Source organism: Octadecabacter arcticus 238 (assembly GCF_000155735.2).
Taxonomy (GTDB): Bacteria; Pseudomonadota; Alphaproteobacteria; order Rhodobacterales; family Rhodobacteraceae; genus Octadecabacter; species Octadecabacter arcticus.
In genome coordinates this window covers 118,148-141,101 of record NC_020908.1, presented here as the reverse complement: position 1 = coordinate 141,101, position 22,954 = coordinate 118,148, and the positions used below count along the sequence as shown (strand labels likewise).

Annotated in this window: 29 protein-coding genes and 1 pseudogene; 12 read left to right on the top strand and 18 right to left on the bottom strand. The window is 57.2% G+C overall.

Features of this window, described 5'->3' with window-relative positions; genetic code table 11:
• Positions 1-126 precede the first annotated feature (126 nt).
• The 7 genes and pseudogenes from OA238_RS00710 to ilvD all read right to left on the bottom strand — a co-directional run bounded on the left by OA238_RS00710 (position 127) and on the right by ilvD (position 7,359).
• The gene (locus tag OA238_RS00710; protein ID WP_015493644.1) at positions 127-1,032 is read right to left on the bottom strand and encodes a LysR family transcriptional regulator; all 906 of its coding nucleotides are present in this window, start codon (positions 1,030-1,032) and stop codon (positions 127-129) included.
• Between the two features lie 147 nt (positions 1,033-1,179).
• On the bottom strand, positions 1,180-1,473 hold the full coding sequence (locus OA238_RS00705) for a hypothetical protein (protein WP_044036021.1): 294 nt from the start codon (positions 1,471-1,473) through the stop codon (positions 1,180-1,182).
• Positions 1,474-1,497: 24 nt separating this feature from the next.
• On the bottom strand, positions 1,498-3,516 hold the full coding sequence (locus OA238_RS00700; protein WP_015493643.1) for an NADPH-dependent 2,4-dienoyl-CoA reductase: 2,019 nt from the start codon (positions 3,514-3,516) through the stop codon (positions 1,498-1,500).
• 160 nt (positions 3,517-3,676) lie between these two features.
• Positions 3,677-4,066 carry a hypothetical protein gene (locus OA238_RS00695; protein WP_015493642.1) on the bottom strand — a complete coding sequence of 130 codons (390 nt, stop codon included), beginning with the start codon at positions 4,064-4,066 and terminating at the stop codon, positions 3,677-3,679.
• Positions 4,067-4,076: 10 nt separating this feature from the next.
• Positions 4,077-4,850, bottom strand: a pseudogene (locus OA238_RS00690) (DUF6478 family protein).
• 86 nt (positions 4,851-4,936) lie between these two features.
• Positions 4,937-5,620, bottom strand: coding sequence for a hypothetical protein (locus tag OA238_RS00685; protein WP_015493640.1), 684 nt, complete (start codon positions 5,618-5,620; stop codon positions 4,937-4,939).
• A 5-nt stretch (positions 5,621-5,625) separates the two neighbouring features.
• A complete protein-coding gene (ilvD, locus tag OA238_RS00680) occupies positions 5,626-7,359 on the bottom strand; it encodes a dihydroxy-acid dehydratase (protein ID WP_015493639.1) in 1,734 nt (577 codons plus the stop codon).
• Positions 7,360-7,468: 109 nt separating this feature from the next.
• On the opposite strand from ilvD, the gene OA238_RS00675 reads away from it, so the two are divergent.
• The 7 genes from OA238_RS00675 to OA238_RS00645 all read left to right on the top strand — a co-directional run bounded on the left by OA238_RS00675 (position 7,469) and on the right by OA238_RS00645 (position 12,475).
• A complete protein-coding gene (locus tag OA238_RS00675; protein WP_044036019.1) occupies positions 7,469-7,840 on the top strand; it encodes an ACT domain-containing protein in 372 nt (123 codons plus the stop codon).
• Positions 7,833-8,714 carry a CPBP family intramembrane glutamic endopeptidase gene (locus tag OA238_RS00670; protein WP_245581417.1) on the top strand — a complete coding sequence of 294 codons (882 nt, stop codon included), beginning with the start codon at positions 7,833-7,835 and terminating at the stop codon, positions 8,712-8,714. Before OA238_RS00675 ends, OA238_RS00670 begins: the two co-directional genes overlap by 8 nt.
• A gap of 54 nt (positions 8,715-8,768) precedes the next feature.
• Positions 8,769-9,695 carry an acetyl-CoA carboxylase, carboxyltransferase subunit beta gene (gene accD, locus OA238_RS00665; RefSeq protein ID WP_015493636.1) on the top strand — a complete coding sequence of 309 codons (927 nt, stop codon included), beginning with the start codon at positions 8,769-8,771 and terminating at the stop codon, positions 9,693-9,695.
• Positions 9,692-10,084: a hypothetical protein gene (locus OA238_RS00660; RefSeq protein WP_015493635.1), complete on the top strand. Its 393-nt coding sequence runs from the start codon at positions 9,692-9,694 to the stop codon at positions 10,082-10,084. Before accD ends, OA238_RS00660 begins: the two co-directional genes overlap by 4 nt.
• Positions 10,081-11,349 (top strand): bifunctional folylpolyglutamate synthase/dihydrofolate synthase, encoded by a 1,269-nt coding sequence (locus OA238_RS00655; RefSeq protein WP_015493634.1) that lies wholly within the window; start codon positions 10,081-10,083, stop codon positions 11,347-11,349. The genes OA238_RS00660 and OA238_RS00655 overlap by 4 nt, the downstream gene beginning before the upstream one ends.
• Before the next feature lie 106 nt (positions 11,350-11,455).
• The gene (locus tag OA238_RS28510; protein ID WP_015493633.1) at positions 11,456-12,034 is read left to right on the top strand and encodes a hypothetical protein; all 579 of its coding nucleotides are present in this window, start codon (positions 11,456-11,458) and stop codon (positions 12,032-12,034) included.
• Between the two features lie 24 nt (positions 12,035-12,058).
• The gene (locus tag OA238_RS00645) at positions 12,059-12,475 is read left to right on the top strand and encodes a hypothetical protein (protein ID WP_144055799.1); all 417 of its coding nucleotides are present in this window, start codon (positions 12,059-12,061) and stop codon (positions 12,473-12,475) included.
• A gap of 319 nt (positions 12,476-12,794) precedes the next feature.
• Here OA238_RS00645 and OA238_RS32415 read toward each other — a convergent pair whose 3' ends face one another.
• Positions 12,795-12,971, bottom strand: a complete 177-nt coding sequence (locus OA238_RS32415) for a hypothetical protein (protein ID WP_187293126.1) — start codon at positions 12,969-12,971, stop codon at positions 12,795-12,797.
• A gap of 3 nt (positions 12,972-12,974) precedes the next feature.
• Here OA238_RS32415 and OA238_RS00640 point away from each other — a divergent pair, with 3 nt between their 5' ends.
• Entirely contained in the window at positions 12,975-13,382 is a 408-nt protein-coding gene (locus tag OA238_RS00640) for a hypothetical protein (protein WP_015493632.1), read from the top strand.
• Between the two features lie 23 nt (positions 13,383-13,405).
• Here OA238_RS00640 and zapE read toward each other — a convergent pair whose 3' ends face one another.
• The 10 genes from zapE to mbfA all read right to left on the bottom strand — a co-directional run bounded on the left by zapE (position 13,406) and on the right by mbfA (position 21,086).
• Complete coding sequence (gene zapE, locus OA238_RS00635; RefSeq protein ID WP_015493631.1) at positions 13,406-14,476, bottom strand: cell division protein ZapE; 1,071 nt, start codon at positions 14,474-14,476, stop codon at positions 13,406-13,408.
• A gap of 182 nt (positions 14,477-14,658) precedes the next feature.
• Positions 14,659-14,895 (bottom strand): alpha/beta hydrolase, encoded by a 237-nt coding sequence (locus tag OA238_RS33370; RefSeq protein WP_245581416.1) that lies wholly within the window; start codon positions 14,893-14,895, stop codon positions 14,659-14,661.
• A 75-nt stretch (positions 14,896-14,970) separates the two neighbouring features.
• Entirely contained in the window at positions 14,971-15,588 is a 618-nt protein-coding gene (locus OA238_RS00630) for an alpha/beta fold hydrolase (RefSeq protein ID WP_245581415.1), read from the bottom strand.
• Positions 15,589-15,590: 2 nt separating this feature from the next.
• Entirely contained in the window at positions 15,591-16,502 is a 912-nt protein-coding gene (locus OA238_RS00625) for an ornithine cyclodeaminase family protein (RefSeq protein ID WP_015493630.1), read from the bottom strand.
• Positions 16,499-17,119, bottom strand: a complete 621-nt coding sequence (locus OA238_RS00620; RefSeq protein WP_015493629.1) for an HAD family hydrolase — start codon at positions 17,117-17,119, stop codon at positions 16,499-16,501. The genes OA238_RS00625 and OA238_RS00620 overlap by 4 nt, the downstream gene beginning before the upstream one ends.
• Before the next feature lie 16 nt (positions 17,120-17,135).
• Positions 17,136-17,585 (bottom strand): YaiI/YqxD family protein, encoded by a 450-nt coding sequence (locus OA238_RS00615; RefSeq protein WP_015493628.1) that lies wholly within the window; start codon positions 17,583-17,585, stop codon positions 17,136-17,138.
• Between the two features lie 25 nt (positions 17,586-17,610).
• Positions 17,611-18,438: an S-formylglutathione hydrolase gene (gene fghA, locus OA238_RS00610; RefSeq protein ID WP_015493627.1), complete on the bottom strand. Its 828-nt coding sequence runs from the start codon at positions 18,436-18,438 to the stop codon at positions 17,611-17,613.
• Positions 18,438-19,133 (bottom strand): nitroreductase family protein, encoded by a 696-nt coding sequence (locus OA238_RS00605; protein WP_015493626.1) that lies wholly within the window; start codon positions 19,131-19,133, stop codon positions 18,438-18,440. Before OA238_RS00605 ends, fghA begins: the two co-directional genes overlap by 1 nt.
• Before the next feature lie 13 nt (positions 19,134-19,146).
• On the bottom strand, positions 19,147-20,070 hold the full coding sequence (locus tag OA238_RS00600; RefSeq protein ID WP_044036017.1) for an AEC family transporter: 924 nt from the start codon (positions 20,068-20,070) through the stop codon (positions 19,147-19,149).
• A gap of 38 nt (positions 20,071-20,108) precedes the next feature.
• Positions 20,109-21,086 carry an iron exporter MbfA gene (gene mbfA / locus OA238_RS00595; protein WP_015493624.1) on the bottom strand — a complete coding sequence of 326 codons (978 nt, stop codon included), beginning with the start codon at positions 21,084-21,086 and terminating at the stop codon, positions 20,109-20,111.
• 152 nt (positions 21,087-21,238) lie between these two features.
• Here mbfA and OA238_RS32410 point away from each other — a divergent pair, with 152 nt between their 5' ends.
• The 4 genes from OA238_RS32410 to OA238_RS00580 all read left to right on the top strand — a co-directional run bounded on the left by OA238_RS32410 (position 21,239) and on the right by OA238_RS00580 (position 22,950).
• Complete coding sequence (locus tag OA238_RS32410; protein ID WP_187293125.1) at positions 21,239-21,415, top strand: hypothetical protein; 177 nt, start codon at positions 21,239-21,241, stop codon at positions 21,413-21,415.
• A gap of 63 nt (positions 21,416-21,478) precedes the next feature.
• Positions 21,479-22,096, top strand: a complete 618-nt coding sequence (locus tag OA238_RS00590) for a TetR/AcrR family transcriptional regulator (RefSeq protein WP_015493623.1) — start codon at positions 21,479-21,481, stop codon at positions 22,094-22,096.
• A 55-nt stretch (positions 22,097-22,151) separates the two neighbouring features.
• The gene (locus OA238_RS00585) at positions 22,152-22,421 is read left to right on the top strand and encodes an I78 family peptidase inhibitor (protein WP_245581414.1); all 270 of its coding nucleotides are present in this window, start codon (positions 22,152-22,154) and stop codon (positions 22,419-22,421) included.
• 193 nt (positions 22,422-22,614) lie between these two features.
• Positions 22,615-22,950 carry a DUF2794 domain-containing protein gene (locus tag OA238_RS00580; RefSeq protein WP_015493622.1) on the top strand — a complete coding sequence of 112 codons (336 nt, stop codon included), beginning with the start codon at positions 22,615-22,617 and terminating at the stop codon, positions 22,948-22,950.
• Positions 22,951-22,954: the final 4 nt, after the last annotated feature.

The following is a 22,954-nucleotide window of genomic DNA, read 5'->3' as shown; positions in this document are numbered from 1 at the left end:
GCCACGTCGTGCTTGACGTTTGGCGCACAAAAAAACGCAGCCCGCAAGAATTTGCTTGGGCTGCGCTAAGGTGTGGGCACGTGGCCCCAGGCGAATTTTAATAGGGTCGCTGGACCCTTGGTCGGGCTACCAGATATCTGGGCCCTTCTCTGCAAACGAATGCACGAGAAAATCTATGAACGCACGCACCTTGGGCTGCGTAAAACGGCCCGGTGGATAGACCGCGTAAATCCCTTGGGTGTCGACCGGCAGATCAGGGATCGCTTCCACGACAAGGCCTTTGGCCAGCGCATCTGCATATAGGAATGACGGCAGATACGCGATTCCAAGACCGGAAATCGCGGCGTTCAGCAGGGACTGGCCGTCATTGACTGTCAGCCAACCAGCGGTGCGCACTTGGCGTTTTTCACCTGAGGGCGCTTTCAGCTTCCACACAGCAGAATTTGACTGGTTGGAATAGTGTAGCAGCTTGTGATCGTTCAGATCGTCGATCTTTTGTGGCTGCCCGTATTGTTCGAAATACCCCGGTGACGCGACCATGCGACGCGATGTTTCGGTCAGCTTACGGGCGCGTAATGTGCTGTCTTCAAGTTCACCAATCCGGATCGCCATGTCGAAGCCTTCAGAAATCAGTTCAACGTAGCGGTTGTTGAGAACCATGTTGACCGTGATGTCAGGAAACTCCCCAAGGAAATCACCAAGAACCGGCGAGAGGTGATTGACCCCAAAATCCGTCGCCACAGAAATGCGCAACAGCCCAGAAGGTGCGGATTGCATCGATGTGACCAGTGCGTCCGCTTCGCCTGCATCATTCAGAACGCGCCGCGCGCGGTCGTAATAGGCAAGGCCGATTTCAGTCGGCGACACACGCCGCGTTGTGCGGTTTAAAAGACGGGCACCAAGGCGCGCCTCAAGGGATGACACATGCTTGGAAACGGCGGACTTGGAAATCCCCATCTTCTTGGCTGCGTCTGTGAATCCACCCTGATCCACAACAGTGGCGAAGGCTTCCATTTCGGTAAGGCGATCCATACTCAATCCTCGGATAGGTCTATTGTTCGAGAACCTGTATCGCCACCAAAAGGGGCAGCACTGCGGCACTGGCCTGACAATTGCAGGGTATTGGCAGGACTGTTGCGGGGAGGGAAACAGCGAAACGCGGTGTGTGTCCCGCCCCAGTTAGCGGCCGTTTCTTGCGATGACCCAGTCCCAATCGCTGGCAACATATTGCGTCGGGATACCATTCGGCCCCAAAAACGGCGCGCTGCGGATTGACACATCGCTCACTGTTAATCCGCTCAACTGTGCCACAAAACTGGGAATAGAGCGCGCAGAGTTGCGATGCCAGGCAAGGATCGAATCCCCAACCACAATAATTTCCGCATCGTGGTTGGGTACTGGACCTGTGAATGAACAGGCCGCGACGCCCAGCGCCCGCATCCCGAATGCGATCCACTTGCTGAACGTCATCATACCGGTTTCATCTCTGGCGGTTGACTACAGCGTTGCCACCAACCGCGTGCCTTGATCAATCGCGCGCTTTGCATCCAATTCAGTCGCAACATCTGCGCCGCCAATGACATGGCACTTTGTTCCAGCCGCCTCTAACGCATCCGCAAGGCTACGCCGCGGCACCTGCCCCGCGCACATCACGATTGTATCAACTGCGATCAATGTCGGGTTCTCGCGTGCTTCTCCAAAGCTCACATGCAGACCGTCCGCATCGATGCGTTCGTAGTTCACACCACCGATCATTTCGACGCCTTTCATCTTCAGCGTCGCGCGGTGAATCCAGCCGGTTGTCTTGCCAAGATTCTTGCCCAGCTTCGTCGCTTTACGCTGTAACACCGTGACCTGACGCACGGCTGCATCGGGCTGCGGCCCCTCAGCGCGCACACCACCACGGGTGATGGATGGATCACCAACGCCCCATTCAACAAGCCATTCGTCAAGGTTCTCAGTCGTGCTGTCGCCCGTCACAAGGAATTCAGCCACATCAAAACCAATGCCGCCCGCGCCAATGATCGCCACGCGTTTGCCGACACTCGCCTTACCGCGCAGCACGTCGATATAGGACAACACGTTGTCGCCGTCCTGCCCTTCAATCTGCGGATCGCGTGGTGCGACGCCAGTAGCGACAATCACCTCATCAAAACCCGCCAAATCTTGCGCCGTGACCTCTTGCCCCAGCTTCACCGTGATCCCTGCTTCGGCCACAGCCGCACGGTAATAATCCACCAAGCCCCAGAATTCTTCTTTGCCGGGGATCTGTTTGGCCATGTTCAACTGGCCGCCAATCTCGTCCGCGCGATCAAACAAGGTCACTGACATGCCCCGCTGCGCCGCCGCCAATGCCGAGGCCAGACCTGCAGGGCCAGTGCCGACAATGCCAATGGATTTGGACGACGGCGACAACACGATCTCGGTCTCATGACATGCCTTGGGGTTCACCAGACAGGACGCGATCTTCATCGAAAACGTGTGATCCAGACAGGCCTGATTGCAGGCAATGCACGGCGTGATCAGCGCGGCTTCGCCCGCCTTGGCCTTCGCGACAAAATGAGGATCAGCCAGAAACGGCCGCGCCATGCTGACCATATCCGCACAGCCATCCGTCAAAACGTCTTCGCCAACTTGTGGCGTGTTGATCCGGTTGGACGTGATGATCGGGATCGACACCTCGCCCATCAACTTCTTGGTCACCCAGGTAAAGGCGCGGCGTGGCACAGATGTCGAGATGGTCGGAATACGCGCTTCATGCCACCCGATGCCGGTGTTCAGGATCGTGGCCCCTGCCGCCTCAACGGCCTTGGCGAGCATCACAACCTCATCCCACGTCGACCCGTCAGGGATCAGATCAATCATGCTCAACCGATAAATCACGATAAAGTCGGTGCCCACAGCTTCGCGGACACGGCGCACGACCTCAACCGGCAGTCGCATGCGGTTTTCGTAGGGTCCGCCCCAACGATCGGTGCGCTTGTTGGTATGGGTGACAAGAAACTGGTTCAGGAAATATCCCTCGGACCCCATCACTTCAACACCGTCATACCCCGCCTCTTTCGCCCGCTTCGCAGCCATGACCATGTCACTGATCTGTTTTTCAATCCCGTCTTCATCCAACTCACGCGGTGGAAATGGCGAGATCGGCGATTTTACCGCACTCGGTCCGACGCAATCCTTTGAATAGGCATAGCGCCCCGCGTGCAAAATCTGCATCGCGATTTTGCCACCTGCGTCATGCACGTGGTCTGTCACCACCTTATGATTGGCAATATCTTGATCCGAAAACAGCCCCGCCGCCCCCGGAAACACGCCACCTTCGGAATTTGGTGCCATGCCGCCCGTGACCATCAACGCCACGCCGCCGCGCGCGCGTTCCGCGTAAAACTCGGCAACCCGATTCCAGTCGCGCGTTTCTTCAAGGCCGGTGTGCATCGACCCCATCAACACGCGGTTCTTCAGCGTGGTAAATCCTAGATCAAGCGGTGCCAAAAGATGCGGATAGCTGGTCATAACTTTTTCTCCTAAAAATCTCGCCAACCGTGCCCAACCTTGACCCCGACGTCACCTCAAACGCCGCGTCACCCCGTCTTTGCTTTGACAATATCCCGGGGGAGTGGGGGTTGGCCCCCACTTAATCGGATTGGCGCAGCCAATTCGATCCTAACCTAGCTCAGTTACCCGACGTCTCAACGCAATGACGCCGGAACGCTTTCTTCAACATGTCCAGTTCCGCGCGCAGCAACGACAACTCGGCGCGGATGTCTTCTGCCAATGCATCCCCGGCCACGATTGAAAAGCTGCCAAGCAACATATCCTCACGGAGATCCCTGATCACAAACGTCTGGACTCCGTCGGCAATTCTGTCGACTGGGATCGGCACTCTCACGTGCCAGCACTCCTCGACGCGGTCTTCTTGAACATCGACCCCGTCGACTGGAAAATCCAAATGTGTCACTTCGATATTCGGCTGCCACGTGCCGTCACGCCCGTGGTGCTTTAGCGACCCATGCCAGACCCCTTCAACAAGGCGCAGTTTCGTCAGCTCTATCTTGTCGGACATTGACGACCCCCTAAAGTTCAGCGCGTGGATTGCGCGAAAATGTCATATCGCGGATCGTCACTTGGTTCATCTGTGGTCCCTCAAAGATCAAATCGACCCACATGGCTTCAACGCGCTTTTCGTTCAGCTTGGTGTAAGCAAGATCGAACTCAACCATCACCTTGCCATCATCAAGTGGCAGTTCACGCACAATCTGTTCGGTATTCGGCCCGTGGCGCACGTTCAGGCGCGCGAAAATCTCCAGTGGGCTTTCTGTCTCCACGATCGCTTCCATCCGCAAAAGATGTCTCCGCGTCAATCCTTCACACGATGAGCGCGGCAACGTCAGAACAAGGCTAAGAAACGACCCGTCGAACTGGAACACGTCCATGCGCAAACCGAACGAGGCCAAGTCCTCTTCGCGGGTGTTGCGCAGTTGGCGCAGCGGCAGTTCCGAAATCTGTCAGTCATGAAAAATCGTCACCTCATCACCCAGCACTGTTTTGCTGTCGACGGCACTGATCCCCTTGAACGGCAGCGCGCCACGCCACAGTTGCGGCCTCCACGACCAATCCGTGCCCGCTGGCTTGGGAAAAGTCGATGATCCGATGCGCGGCAATGCAAGGCGACTGTCGGCGGTATAGATCAGCTCATCCAGTTTTTGGCGTAAAATGCGCGCTTCAGAACGCTGATCGCGCAGTATAGACAAATCCGTCGTGCCTGCCTCACGCGCTGCGCGGGACCAATGTGCCCGCACACGCCGCGACAGCAGCTTTTCAAACAATCTTGTACGTCGTTGTCCCATGGAGTCCGATAGAATCCTTTTGTCGAAACCATACATGCCAAATTGTTTCGTAAAAGGAAACAATTAGCGGATTAATCTCCGTCAATTCAGCCGTTATCTCTAGATGCTGCATCTGTCGCGACAGCTGGCGCGTTGGCTCGCGCCAATTCAGCCATCGCCACGACCAGCAAACGTTCTCCTTCACCACGGCTTAACGCTCTGCGCTCAAAGCTCAGCACGGATATCGTCGCAAGTCGCCCGTTGATGTCCAGGAACCCGCGCCACTGCGGGCCCGCCGTGCCTCTGAAAGTGGGGCCAGACGCATCTTGGAACCGCACCAAAACGCCCACTTGGTCAGCGATCGTTGCGACCTGCGACACATGCGCCTGATCACCGCTGCCAGCCAACAAACCACGTCCCGCGTCCGTCTTCAAAAATTCTGCCAAGGCGTCTTCGTTGTCGGTGACGCTCGCCGTGTTTTCATCGCCAAACTGCACGGTGATTAATCCGTCAAGGTTCGGCATCACTGCAGTGCCGTCCGACAACAACGCGCATCCGGCCAACACCGCAAAACCGCGCCGCGCATGGCTGGCCGCTTGGTCAACACAGTAACCCTGCGGCCCGCGCACGCGGACATCACCCCCAAGCAGCGACAGCGTGCGTGTGCCCTGGTTGGTGGCGTCGGGCGCGGCTACGATGCTGCCAAATTGGCCCATCACCCCGCCCGTTCCACCTTCGCAGCCGCCCAAACCAAACACGGCGACGGCCAAAACACACTCACGCAGCCACATGATTGTTACAGATCCATATAGATGTGGCGTTCGTGTTTCGCGCCCGGGTGCGTAACCGCGCCGTTGAGCGCACCACCCACCAGTTGCGCATATTTCCACAACGCACCGGACGCATAAAGCGTCTCTTTCGGACCGGCCCAATCGGCTTTGCGCTGCGCCAGTTCGGCGTCCGTCAGATCGACCGACAATTCACCTGTCACCGCGTTCATCGTAATTATATCTCCGTCTTTCAGCATCGCGATCGGCCCGCCATGTGCGGCCTCTGGGCCAACGTGGCCAACACAAAAGCCCCGCGTTGCGCCGCTAAAGCGACCATCGGTGATCAGCGCGACCTTCTTGCCCATGCCCTGACCGGACAGCGCCGCCGTCGTCGCCAGCATTTCACGCATACCCGGGCCACCGGATGGCCCCTCGTTGCGGATAACCAGTACCTCGCCTTCTTTGTAGGTCCGTGCTTTGACCGCCGCGAACGCGTCCTCTTCGCACTCAAACACCCGCGCGGGGCCGCTAAAGACTTGTTCGGCGTCAGACATGCCTGCGACCTTCACGATCGCGCCTTCAGGGGCGAGGTTGCCCTTCAGCCCAACAACGCCGCCAGTTTTGGTGATCGGATTTTCGACCGGATAGATGACTGTGCCGTCTGCTTCGCCTTTGATCATGTCCAATTCTTCGCCAATGACCTTGCCGCTGGACGTCATGCAATCGTCATGCCACAGGCCCGCCTTGCGCAATTCTTTCATCACGACTGGGACACCACCGACCTCAAACAGGTCTTTGGCCACGTACTGACCACCCGGTTTTAGGTCGACGAAATATGGCGTGTCGTGGAAAATATCGCAGACGTCGAACAGGTTGAAATCAATACCCGCTTCGTGGGCAATTGCGGGCAGGTGCAGACCCGCATTGGTTGACCCACCCGTACAGGCCACAACGCGTGCCGCATTTTCCAGCGACTTGCGCGTCACCACATCCCGCGCGCGGATATTCTTTGCGATCAGGTTCATAACCGCAACTCCCGATGCCTCACCATATTGGGCGCGGTCCTCATAGGGTGCGGGCATTCCGGACGAATTCAGCAATGCCAAACCAATCGCCTCGGACACACATGCCATCGTGTTGGCGGTAAATTGACCACCACAGGCACCAGCGGACGGGCAGGCAACCCGTTCCAGCACAGCCAATTCCGCGTCGGTCATTTGACCCGCTTGGTATTTACCAACGGCCTCGAACATATCTTGCACGGTGATGTCTTTGCCCTCGTGGCGCCCCGGCAGGATCGACCCGCCATACATAAACACCGACGGTGTGTTCAGACGCACCATCGCCATCATCATCCCCGGCAGGGATTTGTCGCAGCCAGCAAGCCCGACAATCGCATCGTAGCAATGGCCGCGCATCGTCAGTTCGACCGTGTCCGCAATCGCGTCGCGCGATGCCAATGACGACCGCATGCCCTCGTGGCCCATCGCAAGACCGTCGGTGACAGTGATCGTGGTGAATTCGCGCGGGGTGCCGTGGGCTTCTTTGACGCCACGCTTGACCGATTGCGCCTGCCAGTTCAGCGCGATGTTACAAGGCGCCGCCTCGTTCCAACAGGTGGCCACACCGACGAACGGCTGATTGATCTGCTCTTCGGTCAGGTCCATCGCGTAGAAATACGAACGGTGAGGCGCGCGGCTTGGGCCTTCCGTGACGTGGCGGCTGGGCAGGTTCGTCTTGTCAGTGCGGTTGTTGGTCATCGCTCTACCTTTCGGGAAATCTAAGCTGCAATCGGTCTAAATCGCTGTGGCTATGTCTACAAGTCGCAATAGACTTGGCTTAGGCTCCGGCACGCGGCAATCTGGTCACATGAAATTGTCCTTTACGCCCCTTTCTGGCGAATACGCCATTACCCGCCTACCTGCATTTGCAGAGCTGCCCGACTGGGCGGACGGCGTTGGTCTGGTTAATATCACCCGCGCGAATGATGAACTGTCGATTGTCTGCCTCGCCAACCGCGCGCCGGACACCGCCAACACGGGCTGGACGGTGCTGCGGGTCGACACATTGGCCGCACTGGACGAACCCGGTGTCGTTATGGCCGCCGTCACGCCAATCTCAACTGCGGGCTTGGGCGTCTTTGTCATCTCGACCCATCAGCGTGACTACCTGCTGGTGAGCGCGGCTGAAATGAACCGAGTGAGAATTGCCCTGACCGATGCAGGCCACACGCTTGCGTGACGCCTACACGCCCATGATTGCGCGCGCGGCGCCGCTTAAGACATCGGCAAGCTGGGTCTCAATGGTCATCGTGATCGCTGTGCTGTGGTACGGTTTCCAGTTCATATTCGTCGCGCTCTTTTCCACATGGACGCAAAGTCCGCACATAGTCTCTAATCCAGCGCTTATCGACGATTTCATCGACGGATCAACCGCCGCCGCCGTGCGCTGGAACTTGGCGGCCTTCGCAATATACACCGCAATTTTGATGTTTATGGTGCGCCGTCTGCACCGCATCGGCCTGCGTGACCTTATCGGAGCAATACGCCCCGCTTGGCGGCAATTCTGGCATGTTAGTCTCTATTTATCGCCGCTCTTTGCGTTTCTGGTGCTGCCATCTGCCTTCGCGCCAGACGCTGTGCAGCAGTTCTCGGTGATCACATGGCTCACACTACTCCCCGCGATACTGCCCCTGCTGTTGGTTCAAATCAGCGCAGAAGAACTGGTGTTTCGCGGCTATCTGCAAGGCCACCTTGCCGCGCTTTGCAAACACCCGATCATCTGGATTGGCGCTCCGTCTTTCCTGTTTGGTCTGGTCCACTTCGACCCAACGGCCCCCGCCTATTCCGCGTGGGCACACGTTGCATGGGCCACCTGTCTTGGCCTTGTTTGCGCCGATCTTACTGCGCGCTCTGGCACCCTTGGCCCCGCGCTTGCCGTGCATTTCGTCAACAACATCGGGGCGCTGGTGATCCTTGCCGCCGATGATTGGCTCTACGGCGCGGCGTTATTCGTGTGGCCCACCTATGGTCTCGCTTGGGAGCCTTTTATTCCATATGAGGCATTGATGCTGTTCACAGTCTGGCTAACTGCACGCCTTGCCCTAAGCCGCTGATTGCATTTTACGTCGCGTGCCCTTATTTCAAACCCAACATCATTTGAGGGTCCCATGAACTGGATTTCTAACTACGTCCGCCCGCGCATCAATTCCATCTTCTCGCGCCGCGAAGTGCCAGAGAACCTGTGGTCCAAATGTGACGAATGCGGCACAATGTTATTTCACCGAGAATTGTCTGACAACCTCAACGTCTGCACGTCGTGCGATCACCACATGGCAATAACACCGCGCGACCGCTTTGGCGCGTTGTTTGACGGCGGGATTTTCACCGAAGTCGAGGTTCCGACGCCAACCGCCGATCCGCTGCATTTCCGCGATCAAAAGAAATATCCCGACCGCATGAAAGCCGCCCAGCGCAATACGGGCGAAAAAGAAGCCATGCTTGTGGTGATGGGCGAAATTGGCCGCACGCCAATCGTCGCAGCCGCGCAGGATTTCAGTTTTATGGGTGGGTCCATGGGCATGTATGTCGGCAACGCGATCATCGCAGCAGCCCAGCGTGCAGTAGAAACAAAACGCCCGCTGATCCTGTTTTCCGCCGCCGGTGGCGCGCGCATGCAAGAGGGCATTCTTAGCTTGATGCAGATGCCGCGCACGACAGTTGCCGTGGAAATGCTCAAAGAAGCAAACCTGCCTTATATCGTCGTGTTGACCCACCCGACGACGGGCGGCGTTACGGCCAGCTATGCGATGCTTGGCGATGTGCATATCGCCGAACCCGCCGCGTTGATTTGTTTTGCTGGCCCGCGGGTCATCGAACAAACGATCCGCGAAAAGCTGCCCGAAGGCTTCCAACGGTCGGAATATCTGCTCGATCACGGGATGCTGGACCGTGTGACGCCGCGCGGCAAAATGCGCGAAGAACTGATCACCATTACCCGTATGCTTTTGGGTCTTGATCCGGCCGTGGCGGGCGAACTGCCAGCGCCTGACAAGATCACCGATCAGATTGAGGTCGCGGAAACCAAACCCGAATGATCCTGCTGCCCGCCCTCATCGGGGCTGCATTGGCCGCCGCGACAGTCTTGCTTCTGTCGCGGGCTGGTATGGTGCGGTCCGGCATCGTGGCGCTGGTGGTGATTGCGGTTGCGGGGTTCTGGCCATTGTTCGCGGTTGCCAGCCAAAATGACGGGCAAATCGTGTTGCACATGACACTCTTTGTCGCCTTCGCTGCTGCGGCCGTGTTTTCAAGCCGGATCGGCATCGCGGGCCTCGCGATTGCATTGATCGCACATGGTGTCCTTGACGCGGCCCTGTTCACAACCGCGCACCCCGGCCCGCTGTGGTGGCCCGCATTTTGCGCGGGCTATGACGTCACATTTGGCGTCATGCTTCTCGTCTCACTCCGCATAAGGCGCACCTCATGACCCAAAACTCCGACGCAATCCTTGCGCGCATGATGGCGCTGCACCCGAAAATCATCGACCTGACGCTGGATCGCATGTGGCGGTTGCTGAACGCGCTCGGCAACCCTGAACGCCGGCTTCCACCGGTTATCCACATCGCAGGGACCAACGGCAAAGGATCGACACAGGCGATGATCCGCGCCGGACTTGAAGCGCAGGGAAACCACGTTCACGCCTACACATCCCCCCACCTTGCGCGGTTTCATGAACGTATCCGGCTGGCGGGTGATCTTATTTCCGAAGACGCGCTGACCGAAGCGCTTGATCGCTGTTACGCCGCCAACAACGGCGAAAACATAACCTATTTTGAAATCACCACCTGCGCGGCGCTGCTGGTTTTTGCCGAAACCCCCGCTGACTACACACTGCTAGAAGTCGGGCTTGGCGGGCGGCTGGATGCGACAAATGTCATGGAACCAGCGGTGAGCATCATCACCCCTGTCGATCTTGACCACCAACAGTTCCTTGGTGACACTCTGGCCGCAATTGCGGGCGAAAAGGCAGGCATCATCAAACGCGGCGTGCCGTGTTTTGTCGGCCCGCAGCACGACGACGCGATGGATGTGATTGAACGCACCGCAGCCCGCATCGGTGCGCCGCTGATCGCCTATGATCAGCATTTCCACGTCAGTCGCGAACGCGATCGCTTGGTCTATCAAGACGAAACCGGACTTCTTGACCTGCCATTGCCCGCGCTTCCGGGGCCACACCAAATCCAGAACGCGGGCGCGGTTTTGGCGACCCTTCGTCATTTGGGCGCCGATGAAACCGCCTGCGAAGCGGCCCTGACCAACGCCACGTGGCCCGCCCGCATGCAGCGCCTGACCACTGGCCCGCTGGTGGATCGCTACGCCCCTGCCAAACTCTGGCTCGATGGCGGTCACAATCCCGCCGCAGGCAAAGCCATCGCCGCCACGTTGGACACGCTGCCCAACCGACCGACGCATTTGGTTTGCGGCATGCTGAATACCAAAGACGTGCGCGGGTTCATGGACGCACTGGCCGCACACGCGCAAACCCTGACGGCGATCACGATCCCCGGTGAGGCCAATACACTACCCGCCCAAACCACTGCGGATTCCGCGACATCGGCGGGCATTGCGGCCACCACCGCACCAGATATTTACGCCGCCCTCGACGGCATTGTCGCATCCGCCCCGAACGCGCGTATCCTGATCTGCGGATCGCTGTATTTGGCGGGCCACGTTATGCGGGAAAATGGATGATCCGCGCTGCCGCTGTCCTCGTCACGCTCGCCCTGCCCGCCCAATCCGCCGACTTTGAATTCTGCTGGCAAGGTAACTCTGCTGGCAAGGTAACAACGGCTACCGCATGGAAGGCACCATGTCGGTGCCCGATCCGCTGCTGACCCACGACGACATTTCCGCGTTCTTCATCGTTGGTTTCAAGGACGACATTGCGCTGGGGACGTGGGACATGCGCCAGTTGACCCCGACGACACGTTGGAATCTCAGCTTTGATCCGCGTGGCATGGTGTTTCCAACGGGCGGCATGCACGACAGCGACAAGGGCCAAGCGTGGAACGCGGGCGGACAGGCCAACGATTGCGGTGATCCCGGCTTCGGCTTTAACTCCGGCACCAACGCGCAGGACCTATGCGTCAACAACGTCTGGCACACCGACAGCATGATCAACCGCTACACCCGTTTTCCGGTCTTTGCCGAAGGTACCGCCAACCTTGATTGTGCGGCGTTGCGATGCTGGGTCGCCTGCCATTCTCTGACCACACGGGTGCACACTTTGTCGCGCATTCGACGAGCCAATAGACTCACCCTCCGAAAAACTAAAACGCGGCGCACATTTTCCTTTGACGAGCGATTCGCGATACCTCTATATCTTGTTCGCAATTTCAATTGTGCCATGTACCGCCGACCAAGCCACAATATTTAGCGCTCAATCGTTGGGGGACGAGGGATGAAACGCACCGCTCTCGCGTGCATATTGATGGCTTTTTCCACCGTTTGCGCGGCGGAAACGCTTCCGGTGACGGCAAACGCCGTGTTCAGCGTTAATGGGCAAGAGTTCACAATATCTCGCGTCAGCACCCTCGAGCAGACGACAATTTCCGCGCTTATCCAGTTGTCACCGACCTGTGTGGCCCCATGTCTGTCGCCAATGACCGCTGCACCAAACATCCCGACATTGGGTGAATTGGACATGATTGAATTCCTGTCAACGCAGGTCGACTCCGGCCCGGCAACACAGGATGCTGCGGTTTTGATCGTTGACTTGCTTGCAGCAAGATATTCCTCTGAAAAGATTGGCTACTACGGCGGTGGCATCCAGGTCTGGACGACCTTGGGTCTGTCCTCCACGGCAGCCACGCGATGACCGCAATCCTTACATATCGCACCCCATCGACCAGCACTCGGGTCCGTTGGTGCGCGCCCGCCAAAGGCCCTGCACATCTGGCACGGCCTATTCAGTCCCTCTGCATTCGGCGTCCTGCTCTCGGCAAGTGCGGCCCGATTTCGACAGCCTGACCAACAGGCAGCGACACGATCAACACGGCAAACCGGTGGCGTTCCTTGGGGTGCGCTCATGTCACCGGAAAGATATAAGAGCGCTCCCCACGAAGATTGTTGACCAACCACGTAACGAGGACCCTGAGATGAAGATGATCGCATGTCTGGCAAGTCTTGCCTGTGCCCTAGCCGTTGGAATCGTGGCGCAGGCATAAGACGTGCGGATCACGACGTTCAAACGAGGGAGTGTCTATACCCTGAACTGGCAGACCTTCACCGTCACGCGCGACCAGAACATGAACGCCACCTTGCGGGGTGAATTCGCCCGCACATAGCGCGCCTGCCCACTTGATTGCATTCAACCAATGCAAATCGCGGATGGCATAACGACGCTGGGCGAACTTGAACTGCTGGATTTCCTCGAAAACCGCGTGAGTGGTGGCACGGGGCTGTTGCTTGATACCCGCGTGCCAACTGAATTTGCCACAGGGTCAATTCCGGACGGGGTCAATGTTGCGGTTGCGACGCTGGACCCTGAAAACCGCTTTCGCGACGATATCTTGCGCGCACTTGGGGCAGTTGCACAGGTTGACGGCAGCCTCGACTTTACCAACGCGCTGACGCGGTACAGCGGTGGCGTGTGGTCAAACGATGCGCCGAACGCGATCAGGCACCTAATGGCGGCAGGCTATCCGGCCAACAGAGGTCTGCTGTCCAGCCCTGATCGTATTCGCGTCGGCCAGCACCTCGTTATTCCGCAACTGGATGCCTAATCAGCTGTTACTCTTTGGCCCAGTTATTTGGCCCAGTCTGCGCCCTGCATTTCACGCAGGCGGCTGGCAGTGCGTTCAAACTCGAACACGCCTTCGCCCTCCATATATAACATTTCAGGCGCGGCGGCGGCGGACGCAATCAACTGCACGCGCGCCTCATATAACGTATCGATCAATATCACGAACCGCTTCGCCTCGTTGAAATTCGACCGCCCCAAGCGCGGGATATCCTCCAATACCAAAACCCGCGCGGCCTCGGCCAAGGCCAGATAATCTGCCGCCCCCAAAAATACGCCACACAGATCGCGAAACTTCGCCCGTGCGACACCATTGGCAAACGCAGGAATGACCACATCGCGCCCGTTCACCCGCAACGTCAGCGGCGCGGCCTCGCCTTTGGTCAGATCTTGCCAAACAGCCTCGATCCCCGTCCGCGCATCGACGTCATTGGGCGTGAAATAGCTTGGCGAACCTGCAAGAACCGACTGGCGATAATCGACTTCACTGGCCAGTTCATGCACCTCCATCCGGTCCTTAAGCAGACGGATGAATGGTAAAAATAACTGGCGGTTCAGCCCGTCCTTATACAGATCATCGGGCACGCGGTTCGACGTGGTTACGACCACGACTCCGGCGGCAAAAAGCGCCTCAAACAGACGCCCCACGATCATCGCATCGGTGATATCACTGATTTGCATTTCATCGAATGCCAGAAACCGCACCCGTCCCGCCAGATCCGCGGCGACTGGCGCAATTGCATCCTCGACCCCGTCCTTGCGTGCATCCGCGATCGCGCCGTGAACCCACTGCATAAACGCATGAAAATGACTGCGCTGCTTGGGCACTTCTACTGTCTCATACAGTAAATCCATCAACATGGACTTGCCGCGCCCGACGCCGCCCCACATGTACAACCCCTTCGGGCCAACGACTGGGCTTGCCTTGCGAAACCAGCCGTTCTTAGGGGCATCGGGTAAATTCAAAACAGCCGCTCGGACACGTTCCAGCGACGTCAACGCAGCCCGCTGCACCGGATCTTTTTGCAACGTTCCCGCATCTACGCGGGCTTGATATTCTTCTTGAACCGTTCCCATCCTGCCTTGTTTACGCAGACCGACCCCGTCCCGCAATCCGCGTCTCGGGGTCTTTGGTTCAAAAATAGCTGTTCAGATCATCCACGCCCGACCGTTCACAACGTCGCGGAACAGATCGCCCAAACCAAGACGTGTACATACAGGTTGTGTACGCAATGTGTCACCTGTGCGCACAGCGGCGTTTATACGTCCTCACGCAGCACGTCGCGCAGCACTTTAACGACCTGCGCCGCGTGGGTATAACCAACGCGGTGGTCCGCCTCAGAGATCACTTCTTGGCGCACGCTTCGGTTCCATTGTGTCAATGTTCCAAGCGATTTCAACGGGATAACGTCGTTATGTTCGGCCCAGATCCCGATCACGGGAATGCCGTCGCGGCCGATGGTCCGGTGTTGGTCCTCTTGAAAGTCAGCTAGCATGTGGCGGCGGCTGGAAAGCACAGACCGAAGGAACCCGCGGCTTTGATATTCCGCCAGCTGCAGTTCAATTATCCTTTAAACATCAAACACTTGACCCAACTGACGGCGCAACCTCTGTCGATCACTGCGCGCCCCAACAACAGCATGCAACCAGTCGCCAAGCAACGACATCCTACGGCTTGCCTCTGTCACCTTATCCTCCCGCAACCACATCCCACCTGACGCCAATAAAATAAAGCGTCTGACGCGGTTCGGGTGGCTTGCCGCAAAATGCGTCGCGATTGATCCGCCCATGGAATAGCCCATCAACGTGACGTCTTCGGTCAGCCCTTGATGATCCAGTAGATCGGCCAGCTGCGTCACAAAAAATTCGCCATCCTTCGCCCCGCGCGGCGCATCCGAAAAGCCGCGCCCATACAGGTCATACACCAGCACGCGGCAGCCCAATTTCGCCAGCCCACCAGCGATGGCATACCAAACCGGACTGGGTGTCGTCAGCCCGTGAATACAGACAACAACTGGCCCACGCACACCGCCAAGCCATTGATAATGCGTCACACCTTGGCTGAGTTTAGCAAACCGACCGGGGGCTTTGTCGCGAAAAACATCTACCGCGTGTCGGCGGCTTTCTGCGAGCCATGGCAGCATCGCCAATCCGCCCAGAACCAGCAGTGGAAGCACCCAACCCAGCATATTTAGCGACCCTTCCAAACATCCAGAATATAGCGGCTGGTCATCAAGTCCAGATGTGCCCCACCACCATTTTTGAACAGTGTAATTTCGTCATCTGATCCACGTTGAAACATGTCCAGTTCATAATAATCGGCCACAATCTGATCAGGCGAAATCACGCCAGCTTCAAGTGGGATTCTCAGCTCTCCGATGTGGTTCATCGTTGTGGCGTAACTGTCGACAAACACGCGCGAGCGCAGCAATGCCTCGTCGTCGACCTCGCGCATGTCGGGGCGGTATGCACCAATCAAATCAATGTGTTGCCCCGGCTGGAACCACGCGCCTTTGAGCAATGGTTCGGTGGTCATGGTTGCGGATGTCACGATGTCCGCTTCGCGAACCGCCCGTTCCAGATCCGTCGCGACGGTCACACCGTCGCAATCTTTCGCGAACTGTTGCGCTCCCTCGGGTGATCGGTTCCAGACCGAAAATTCCGCCTCTGGAAACGCTGCCGAACAGGCCTGCCAAAGCGACCGTCCAACGGTGCCCGCACCCACAATCAAAATGCGTTTGCTGTCAGGGCGCGCCAGTCGCCGCGCCGCCAATAGGCTGTCACCAGCGGTCTTCCATTTGGTGACGAGGTGGAAATCCAATATCGCCTCAAGCTGGCCATCGTCGTCGGAAAACAAGTTCACAGCACCGTTCACCATAGGCCGCCCAACGGCCTTGTTAGCCGGAAAAATCGTTGCGCACTTAATGGCGAGGCCCATGCCGTCAATCCACGCCGACCTGTTCAGCAAGGTGTCGCCGCCGCGGTATATAAACACGTCCTCAACTTTTGCTTTTGCTCGTGAATGCCCGTCCGCCAGCGCATCGGTCAGGGCGAGCCAGTCAAGGCCGATTTGCCCGTCTTCAAATGGAATCATGTGCGTCATTGGGCAGCCTCCAGTGTTAGTAATCCTTCACGAACCAGTCGCGCGGCCCAGCCATCTGAGCCATCAAAAAGGTGGGTTTGCCAACCGCGTGCGCGCGCAGCTGCTATGTTTTCAGGTCGATCATCGGTGAACAGCAGTGCATTTTGCGCAATGCCGCACTCCGCCTCAACCCGTTGATAGATTGCTGTGTCAGGCTTGCTCATCCCTAACTCTGCCGAAATAAATCTCCGCTCAAACTCGTCTAGGAACGGGTAGGCAAGCCGCGCGATTTGGAACGTTTCATTGCCGAAATTCGACAGCGCAAAGACAGGATGCCCCGCGCAGCGCAGGGCGCGCAAGAGGCGCACGGAATGATCAATCGCAGGCGATGCCATTTCGATCCAACGGTCACGCCACAGGGCCAGTTCATTCGTCCAATTTGGATGGGCTAAAATCATTCCTGCCACAGCATCTTGAAAATTCTCACCTGCATCGACGCGGTCGTTCATCTCCAGGATTGGGACCGCCGCGAAAAAGGCCGCGCTGCGATCTACGCCAATCACGCGATCGAAAAACCGCTCTGGCTGCCATTCGACAAGCACGTTTCCAATGTCGAACAGAACGGCTCGTACAGTCATATGGCGTATTCCCCGCTCATTTGGCTAGTTTGGTGGCGCGCAATTCACGCTCCAACGCATCCAGAAAACGGGAACGGTCGGCTTTCGAAAACGCCTTGCCGCCGCCCTGCCGGAATGGATCAGCCGCACGAATATCTGTCATCAGATCGCGTGTCGCAAGGACGTTGCCGATGTTGGCTTGGTTCAAAGCCTCACCATTGTGTTTGAGCACACGCGCGCCCGCTGCAACGCATTTGGCGGCCAAGGGGATGTCGCCAGTGATAACAATATCGCCGGTGACCGCACGATCAGCGATCCACATGTCGGCAATGTCCGGGCCATCAGGCACGATGATCGTTTCGACCAGCGGGTTTTGTGATGGTCGCAAGCCACCGTTGGACACAACGAATATGTGCACGCCATGGCGCGTGCCGACTTTTTCGACTTCCGCCTTAACGGGGCATGCATCCGCGTCGATGTAAATCATACGCGCACTTTTTGTGCGACGCTGTTCACGCCCACAACGCTTCTGCGTGGAAGTTTACGTGATCTTCCATGAACGTTGAGATGAAGAAATAGCTGTGATCGTAGCCTTTTTGCAGACGCAACAGACCTTCTTGCCGCTTGGCGGTCATCGCGGCTGCAAAGGCCTCGGTGCCGAGCAAATCCCAGAATTGGTCGTTCGTTCCCGTATCGATCAACATCGGCCCGTCAAAGCCCGATTTCTTCATCAACAGCGTCGCGTCATGCAGTCCCCAATTGTCTTCATCGCCCCAATAGGCGGTGAATTGTTTGCGGCCCCAGTCGCTTTGCGTCGGGTTGCAGATTGGCGCGAAGGCAGACACAGACCGGAACCGCCCGGGCAGTGCCATCGCCATCGTCAGCGCGCCGTGGCCACCCATGGAATGGCCGGTGATAGACTGTCGGGTCAGGTCGACCGCGAAGTTTTCACCGATAACGGCAGGCAGTTCTTCTGCCGTGTAGGTCCACATTTTGAAATGATCGGACCACGGCGCCTCAGTCGCGTCGATGTAAAAACCTGCCCCTTGGCCGAGATCAAAGGCGTCATCGTTTGGCACACCGTCACCGCGCGGGGATGTGTCGGGAAAGACGATTGCGATCCCCTGTTCGGCCGCCCACGCCTGCGCGCCTGCTTTGGTCATCGCGTTGTCATGGGTGCAGGTCAGACCCGACAGGAACCACAGCACTGGAACAGGTCCGTCAGCGGCTTCGGCGGGGAGGAATACCGCAAAGGTCATGTCGGTTCCAGTTGCAGTCGATTGGTGCTTGTAGACACCCTGTATACCGCCAAAGCAGCGGTTTTCTGATAAGACTTCCATCATACATCACCTTGATAAGTGGTCAGGATTTCCTGCAAATCCTTCTTATTTTTCGCAATGGCAGGCACTGTCGCATTGTCGGCAGGATGCCCAACAGCGAGGATCATGATTGGCTTTTCGCTCTCGGGACGGGCGCACAGTTCATTCAGAAATTTCATCGGGTTGGGCGTATGGGTGAGGCAGGACAGGCCTGCGGTATGCAGGGCCGTGATCAGCATTCCCGTGGCAATTCCGACGCTTTCGGGGACGTAGTAATGTTTGACGCGCGCGCCATCCCGTTCACCCCAGCGTTGGGCGAAAACCACGATCAACCAAGGTGCAATATCGAGGTGCGGCTTGGACGCATCGGTGCCGATCGGTTCCAAGGCCTTGAGCCAAGCATCGCCGCCAGCGCCGCTGTAGAACTTTTTTTCCTCATCTTCGGCCGCTTTGCGAATGGCGGATTTCATCACCGGATCGCTGATTGCCACAAAATGCCAAGGCTGTTGGTTTGCACCACTCGGGGCGGTTCCGGCGGCAAGAACGCAGGCTTCTATTACCGCCTTTGGCACGGGTTTATCAGTGTATTCACGGATCGAATGTCGGGTTTTGACATGGGCATAAAAACGCTCAGCCTCGGCCTGCATTCGGGCATCGTCGTAATCGCTGCGGTCGGGCAGTGGCAGGGCCTGATAGCTTGGAAGGACTTCGTTCATGGCTGGCTTTCTATCAGGTCACAGCGGCAATCACGGCAGAGATCGTTATGACGCTTAGGGCGGTGGAAATCAGAATGGACGCCGACACCCGCGATGGGGCGACGACGTAGTGTTGCGCAAGAATGTAGACATTTCCAGCTACGGGCAAGGCAGCACATGCGATCATGACACCGGCGGCGTATGCGTCAACCGGAAACATCACTAGCGCAGCAAAGGCGACCGCGGCTGGATGCAATACCAATTTTGCAAACGACAGCCAGCCTGCCACGACGACGCGTTCGGCCGACTTGGTCGCGAGGGACGCGCCAATTGCAAACAACGCGCCGGGCGTGGCCGCTGCCCCGAGAAGGGACAGGAATTCATTTGCAGGCTTTGGGATTGGCAGGCCAATCGACGACACTATAAGGCCGAGGGAAATGGATACGATCATCGGGTTTTTCAGCAAGCCAATGCCGACGGTTCGCAACACGCCCGGCGACATCCGACCGTCACGCGATCCAGTAATAAGAATGACGATAAGCGAGCCAAACACGATGAGATCAACCGCGAGGACCAGCATAACCGGCCCGATGGCCTGTTCGCCCAAAAGCAGCACCAACATTGGAATCCCAAGGAAACCGACGTTGCCGATGACGGCACATTGGGCCTCAATTGCGGCTTCTTCGATGCCACGTTTGCGCAGCAGTGCCACGCCCGTCGCGATGAGGTAGATGAACATCGTGCCCCAAAGGTAGGCGAGAACAAAGGGCCAGTCGAAAATTTCACCCAAGGACAGGTTCGCCGAGAACCTGAACAGCATGGCCGACAGCGCGAAATAGAAGACGAATTTCGTTAGGTATGCTGTTGCCTCGGGCGTGAAAAAGCCTGATCGCCCTGCGCCGTAGCCGAGGCCAATCAGCGCGAAAAATGGCAAGGTCTGGAGAAAAATATCTAACATATTACAGCGTTAGCACTACATTGGAGCGGGCAAAAGCACTACCCGCTGCCGATGAGAATGCCCGCCGCAAGAACCAGCGCCCCGCCAAGGACCACCTGAAAAGCCGCGCGAAAGAATGGAGTTTGCATGTAACGGTTTTGGATCCATGCAATTGCCCAAAGTTCGATGAAAACCACGATGATTGCGATGATTGTTGCGGTCCAGAAATCGGTGATGAGATACGGCATCGCATGACCAAGGCCACCAAGCGTTGTCATCACACCCGACGCAACCCCGCGTTTCCACGGCGCGCCACGACCGGAAATTTGCCCGTCGTCACTGGCGGCTTCGGTAAAGCCCATGGAAATACCCGCGCCGATGCTGGCGGCAAGACCGACAAGAAATGTCGTCCACGTGTTTTGAGTCGCGAAGGCAACGGCGAAGATCGGCGCGAGGGTCGAGACGGACCCGTCCATCAGCCCCGCCAATCCAGGCTGCACCCACGTCAGAACAAACTGCCGATGCGCTGCGTCCTTTTCTTCTGTGTCGGCATCCGGGCTTACTTTTTCCTCAAGCAGCTCAACCGCCCGTTCGGAATGTCCCGCCTCTGCTGCGGCAAGGTCGCCCAGCAGTTTGCGGGTTGCCGCGTCGGTCGTTGTCTTGGCCGCCGTTTCGTAGAAGCGTTGTGCGTCGCGTTCCATTTGGCGGGCCTCATCGCGAATGCGATCAAGGCCGAGGTTTTCGATAAGCCAAACGGGGCGGCGTGCGTAAAATCCAGCGACATGTTCGCGGCGGATTAGCAGGATTGTGTCACCAAAACGGGACTGGTGCAGATCTATGAGGCGACGACGATGTTCGTCTTCTTCAACGGCCATGCCATCAAATATTGCAGCTGAAGCGGGAAAATCCTCGCGGAGGCGCTGGGCGTAGCTGCGATAAATTTGTGCGTCATCTTCTTCTGACGAAATTGCAAGCGCGAGGACTTCTTGCTCAGCAAGGTCAGAGAACCGCTTTCTGCTGGAAACTCCAGGGATCATGTCGTGCCTCATTGTTAGAATTGTTCTAATGTACCCCTCTTTGGGACAGCATCAAGTGCATAAAGTGAACCGATCAGTTCATTTAATGCTTGCGTAACTAAACTGATCGGTTTAGTTATTTGGAAATCAAGTTCACCTGAAAGGCACGCACTATGAAACGCATCGCACTTGTCACCGCAACGACCCTGATGCTCGCCACGTCCGCAACGGCCGGCGGCTTCTCATTTTCTCTTCCAAACTTATCGTTCCCGCCCGCTGCGGACGTCACAGTCTCCAAAGACTGTGTGTCGCCAGACGCGATATCTGGCCTGTGCATGGTTCAGGAATAAACCCAGCCCCTCCTTGCCCGATCTAAACGGTTCAGTTTATAGGGTTGGGCAAGGAGACCATTCATGGCTGACGGACCACCTAAGGTGAAGCGCGGGCGCAAGTTCGACCAAGTTCTTGACGGCGCGCGCGAAATTTTTATGTCAGATGGTTTTGAGGGTGCGAGCGTTGACGACATTGCCCGCGCCGCCGGCGTTTCCAAGGCGACGCTCTACAGCTACTTTCCAGACAAGCGTTTTTTGTTCATGGAAGTCGCCAAATCCGAATGCATCCGGCAAGCGGAAGCAGCCGTTGAAACCATTGATATGTCCCTTCCTGTTGGCACCGTTTTGACGGAAGCCGCGTGGCAGATGGTTAATTTCTTCACGTCAAATTTCGGCCAAAGGGTTTTCCGGCTGTGTGTTGCCGAAAGTGATCGGTTTCCCGAATTGGGACGTGAGTTTTACGAGAGCGGCCCCGCACTGGTGCGGGATCGGTTGATTGCATTCATGAAAGTTGGCATTTCACGCAACGAGCTGGAGATCGACGATCTGCCATTGGCCGCCGATCAGTTTAGTGAACTTTGCAAGGCTGACCTGTTTCCGCGCCTCATATTCAGCATGGACACGTCATTTGATGACACTCAGAAAAAGCGAATCGTGGTCGGTGCGGTCGACACATTCCTTGCGCGGTACGCGACCTAAACAGCGGAAGAATGAATAAGTGCCTATGTAGAATTTATCAGTCATTGCAGCGATTTTGTTGCTCGCCGCGTGCGACACTGCGCTTGGCCCGAATGCGCCAACGCCAATGGGTGCAGGCCTGTCAGATGCGGCTGACGACACCTGTAACGCCAACCGATACGCGCCCCTTATCGGCGAAGACGCGACCGCACTAGAACGTGTTTTGTTGCTCGGACAGGTCAGAGTGATCCGGCCAAATCAGGCGATCACAATGGATTTTCGCCCGGAACGGATCAACTTTAACGTCAGTTCCGACAACCGGATTAGGTCAATTTTCTGTTCTTGAGAATCACGAAGTCACTCCGAAGGCATGTACTGGGTGGGGGCTGATAAACGCACCTTCGGAGGACTTTCGATAGAGTTCGTATGCAGTCAGAATGTGGCGCGAATAGGACCGGAGCGGGGGTATTTGACGGCAGAGACGCCATTTATCAGACAGACGGGTTGATTTAATACCGCGTTGGGGCAAATCTAGTGCCATGAACGCACCGACACCATTTCCCAACTCAGCGCCGACACAAATCGCATTTCATCGCACCGAACTTAACGCGATCCTGTCTTTATATGGGCGGTTCGTGGCAGCGGGTGAATGGCGCGACTATGGGATTTCGCACCTCAAAGAGGTCGCGGTTTTTTCGGTCTTTCGACGCACGGCGGAGCACCCGATGTATCGCATCGAGAAACGCCCAAGCCTTCGGATGAAACAAGGGCAATACGTTGTGATCGGGATGGAGGGGCGGATCCTTAAACGTGGCAACGATCTGCGCCAAGTGTTGCGGGTGTTGGAACGTAAATTGATCCGGGCCATCGATTGACGAT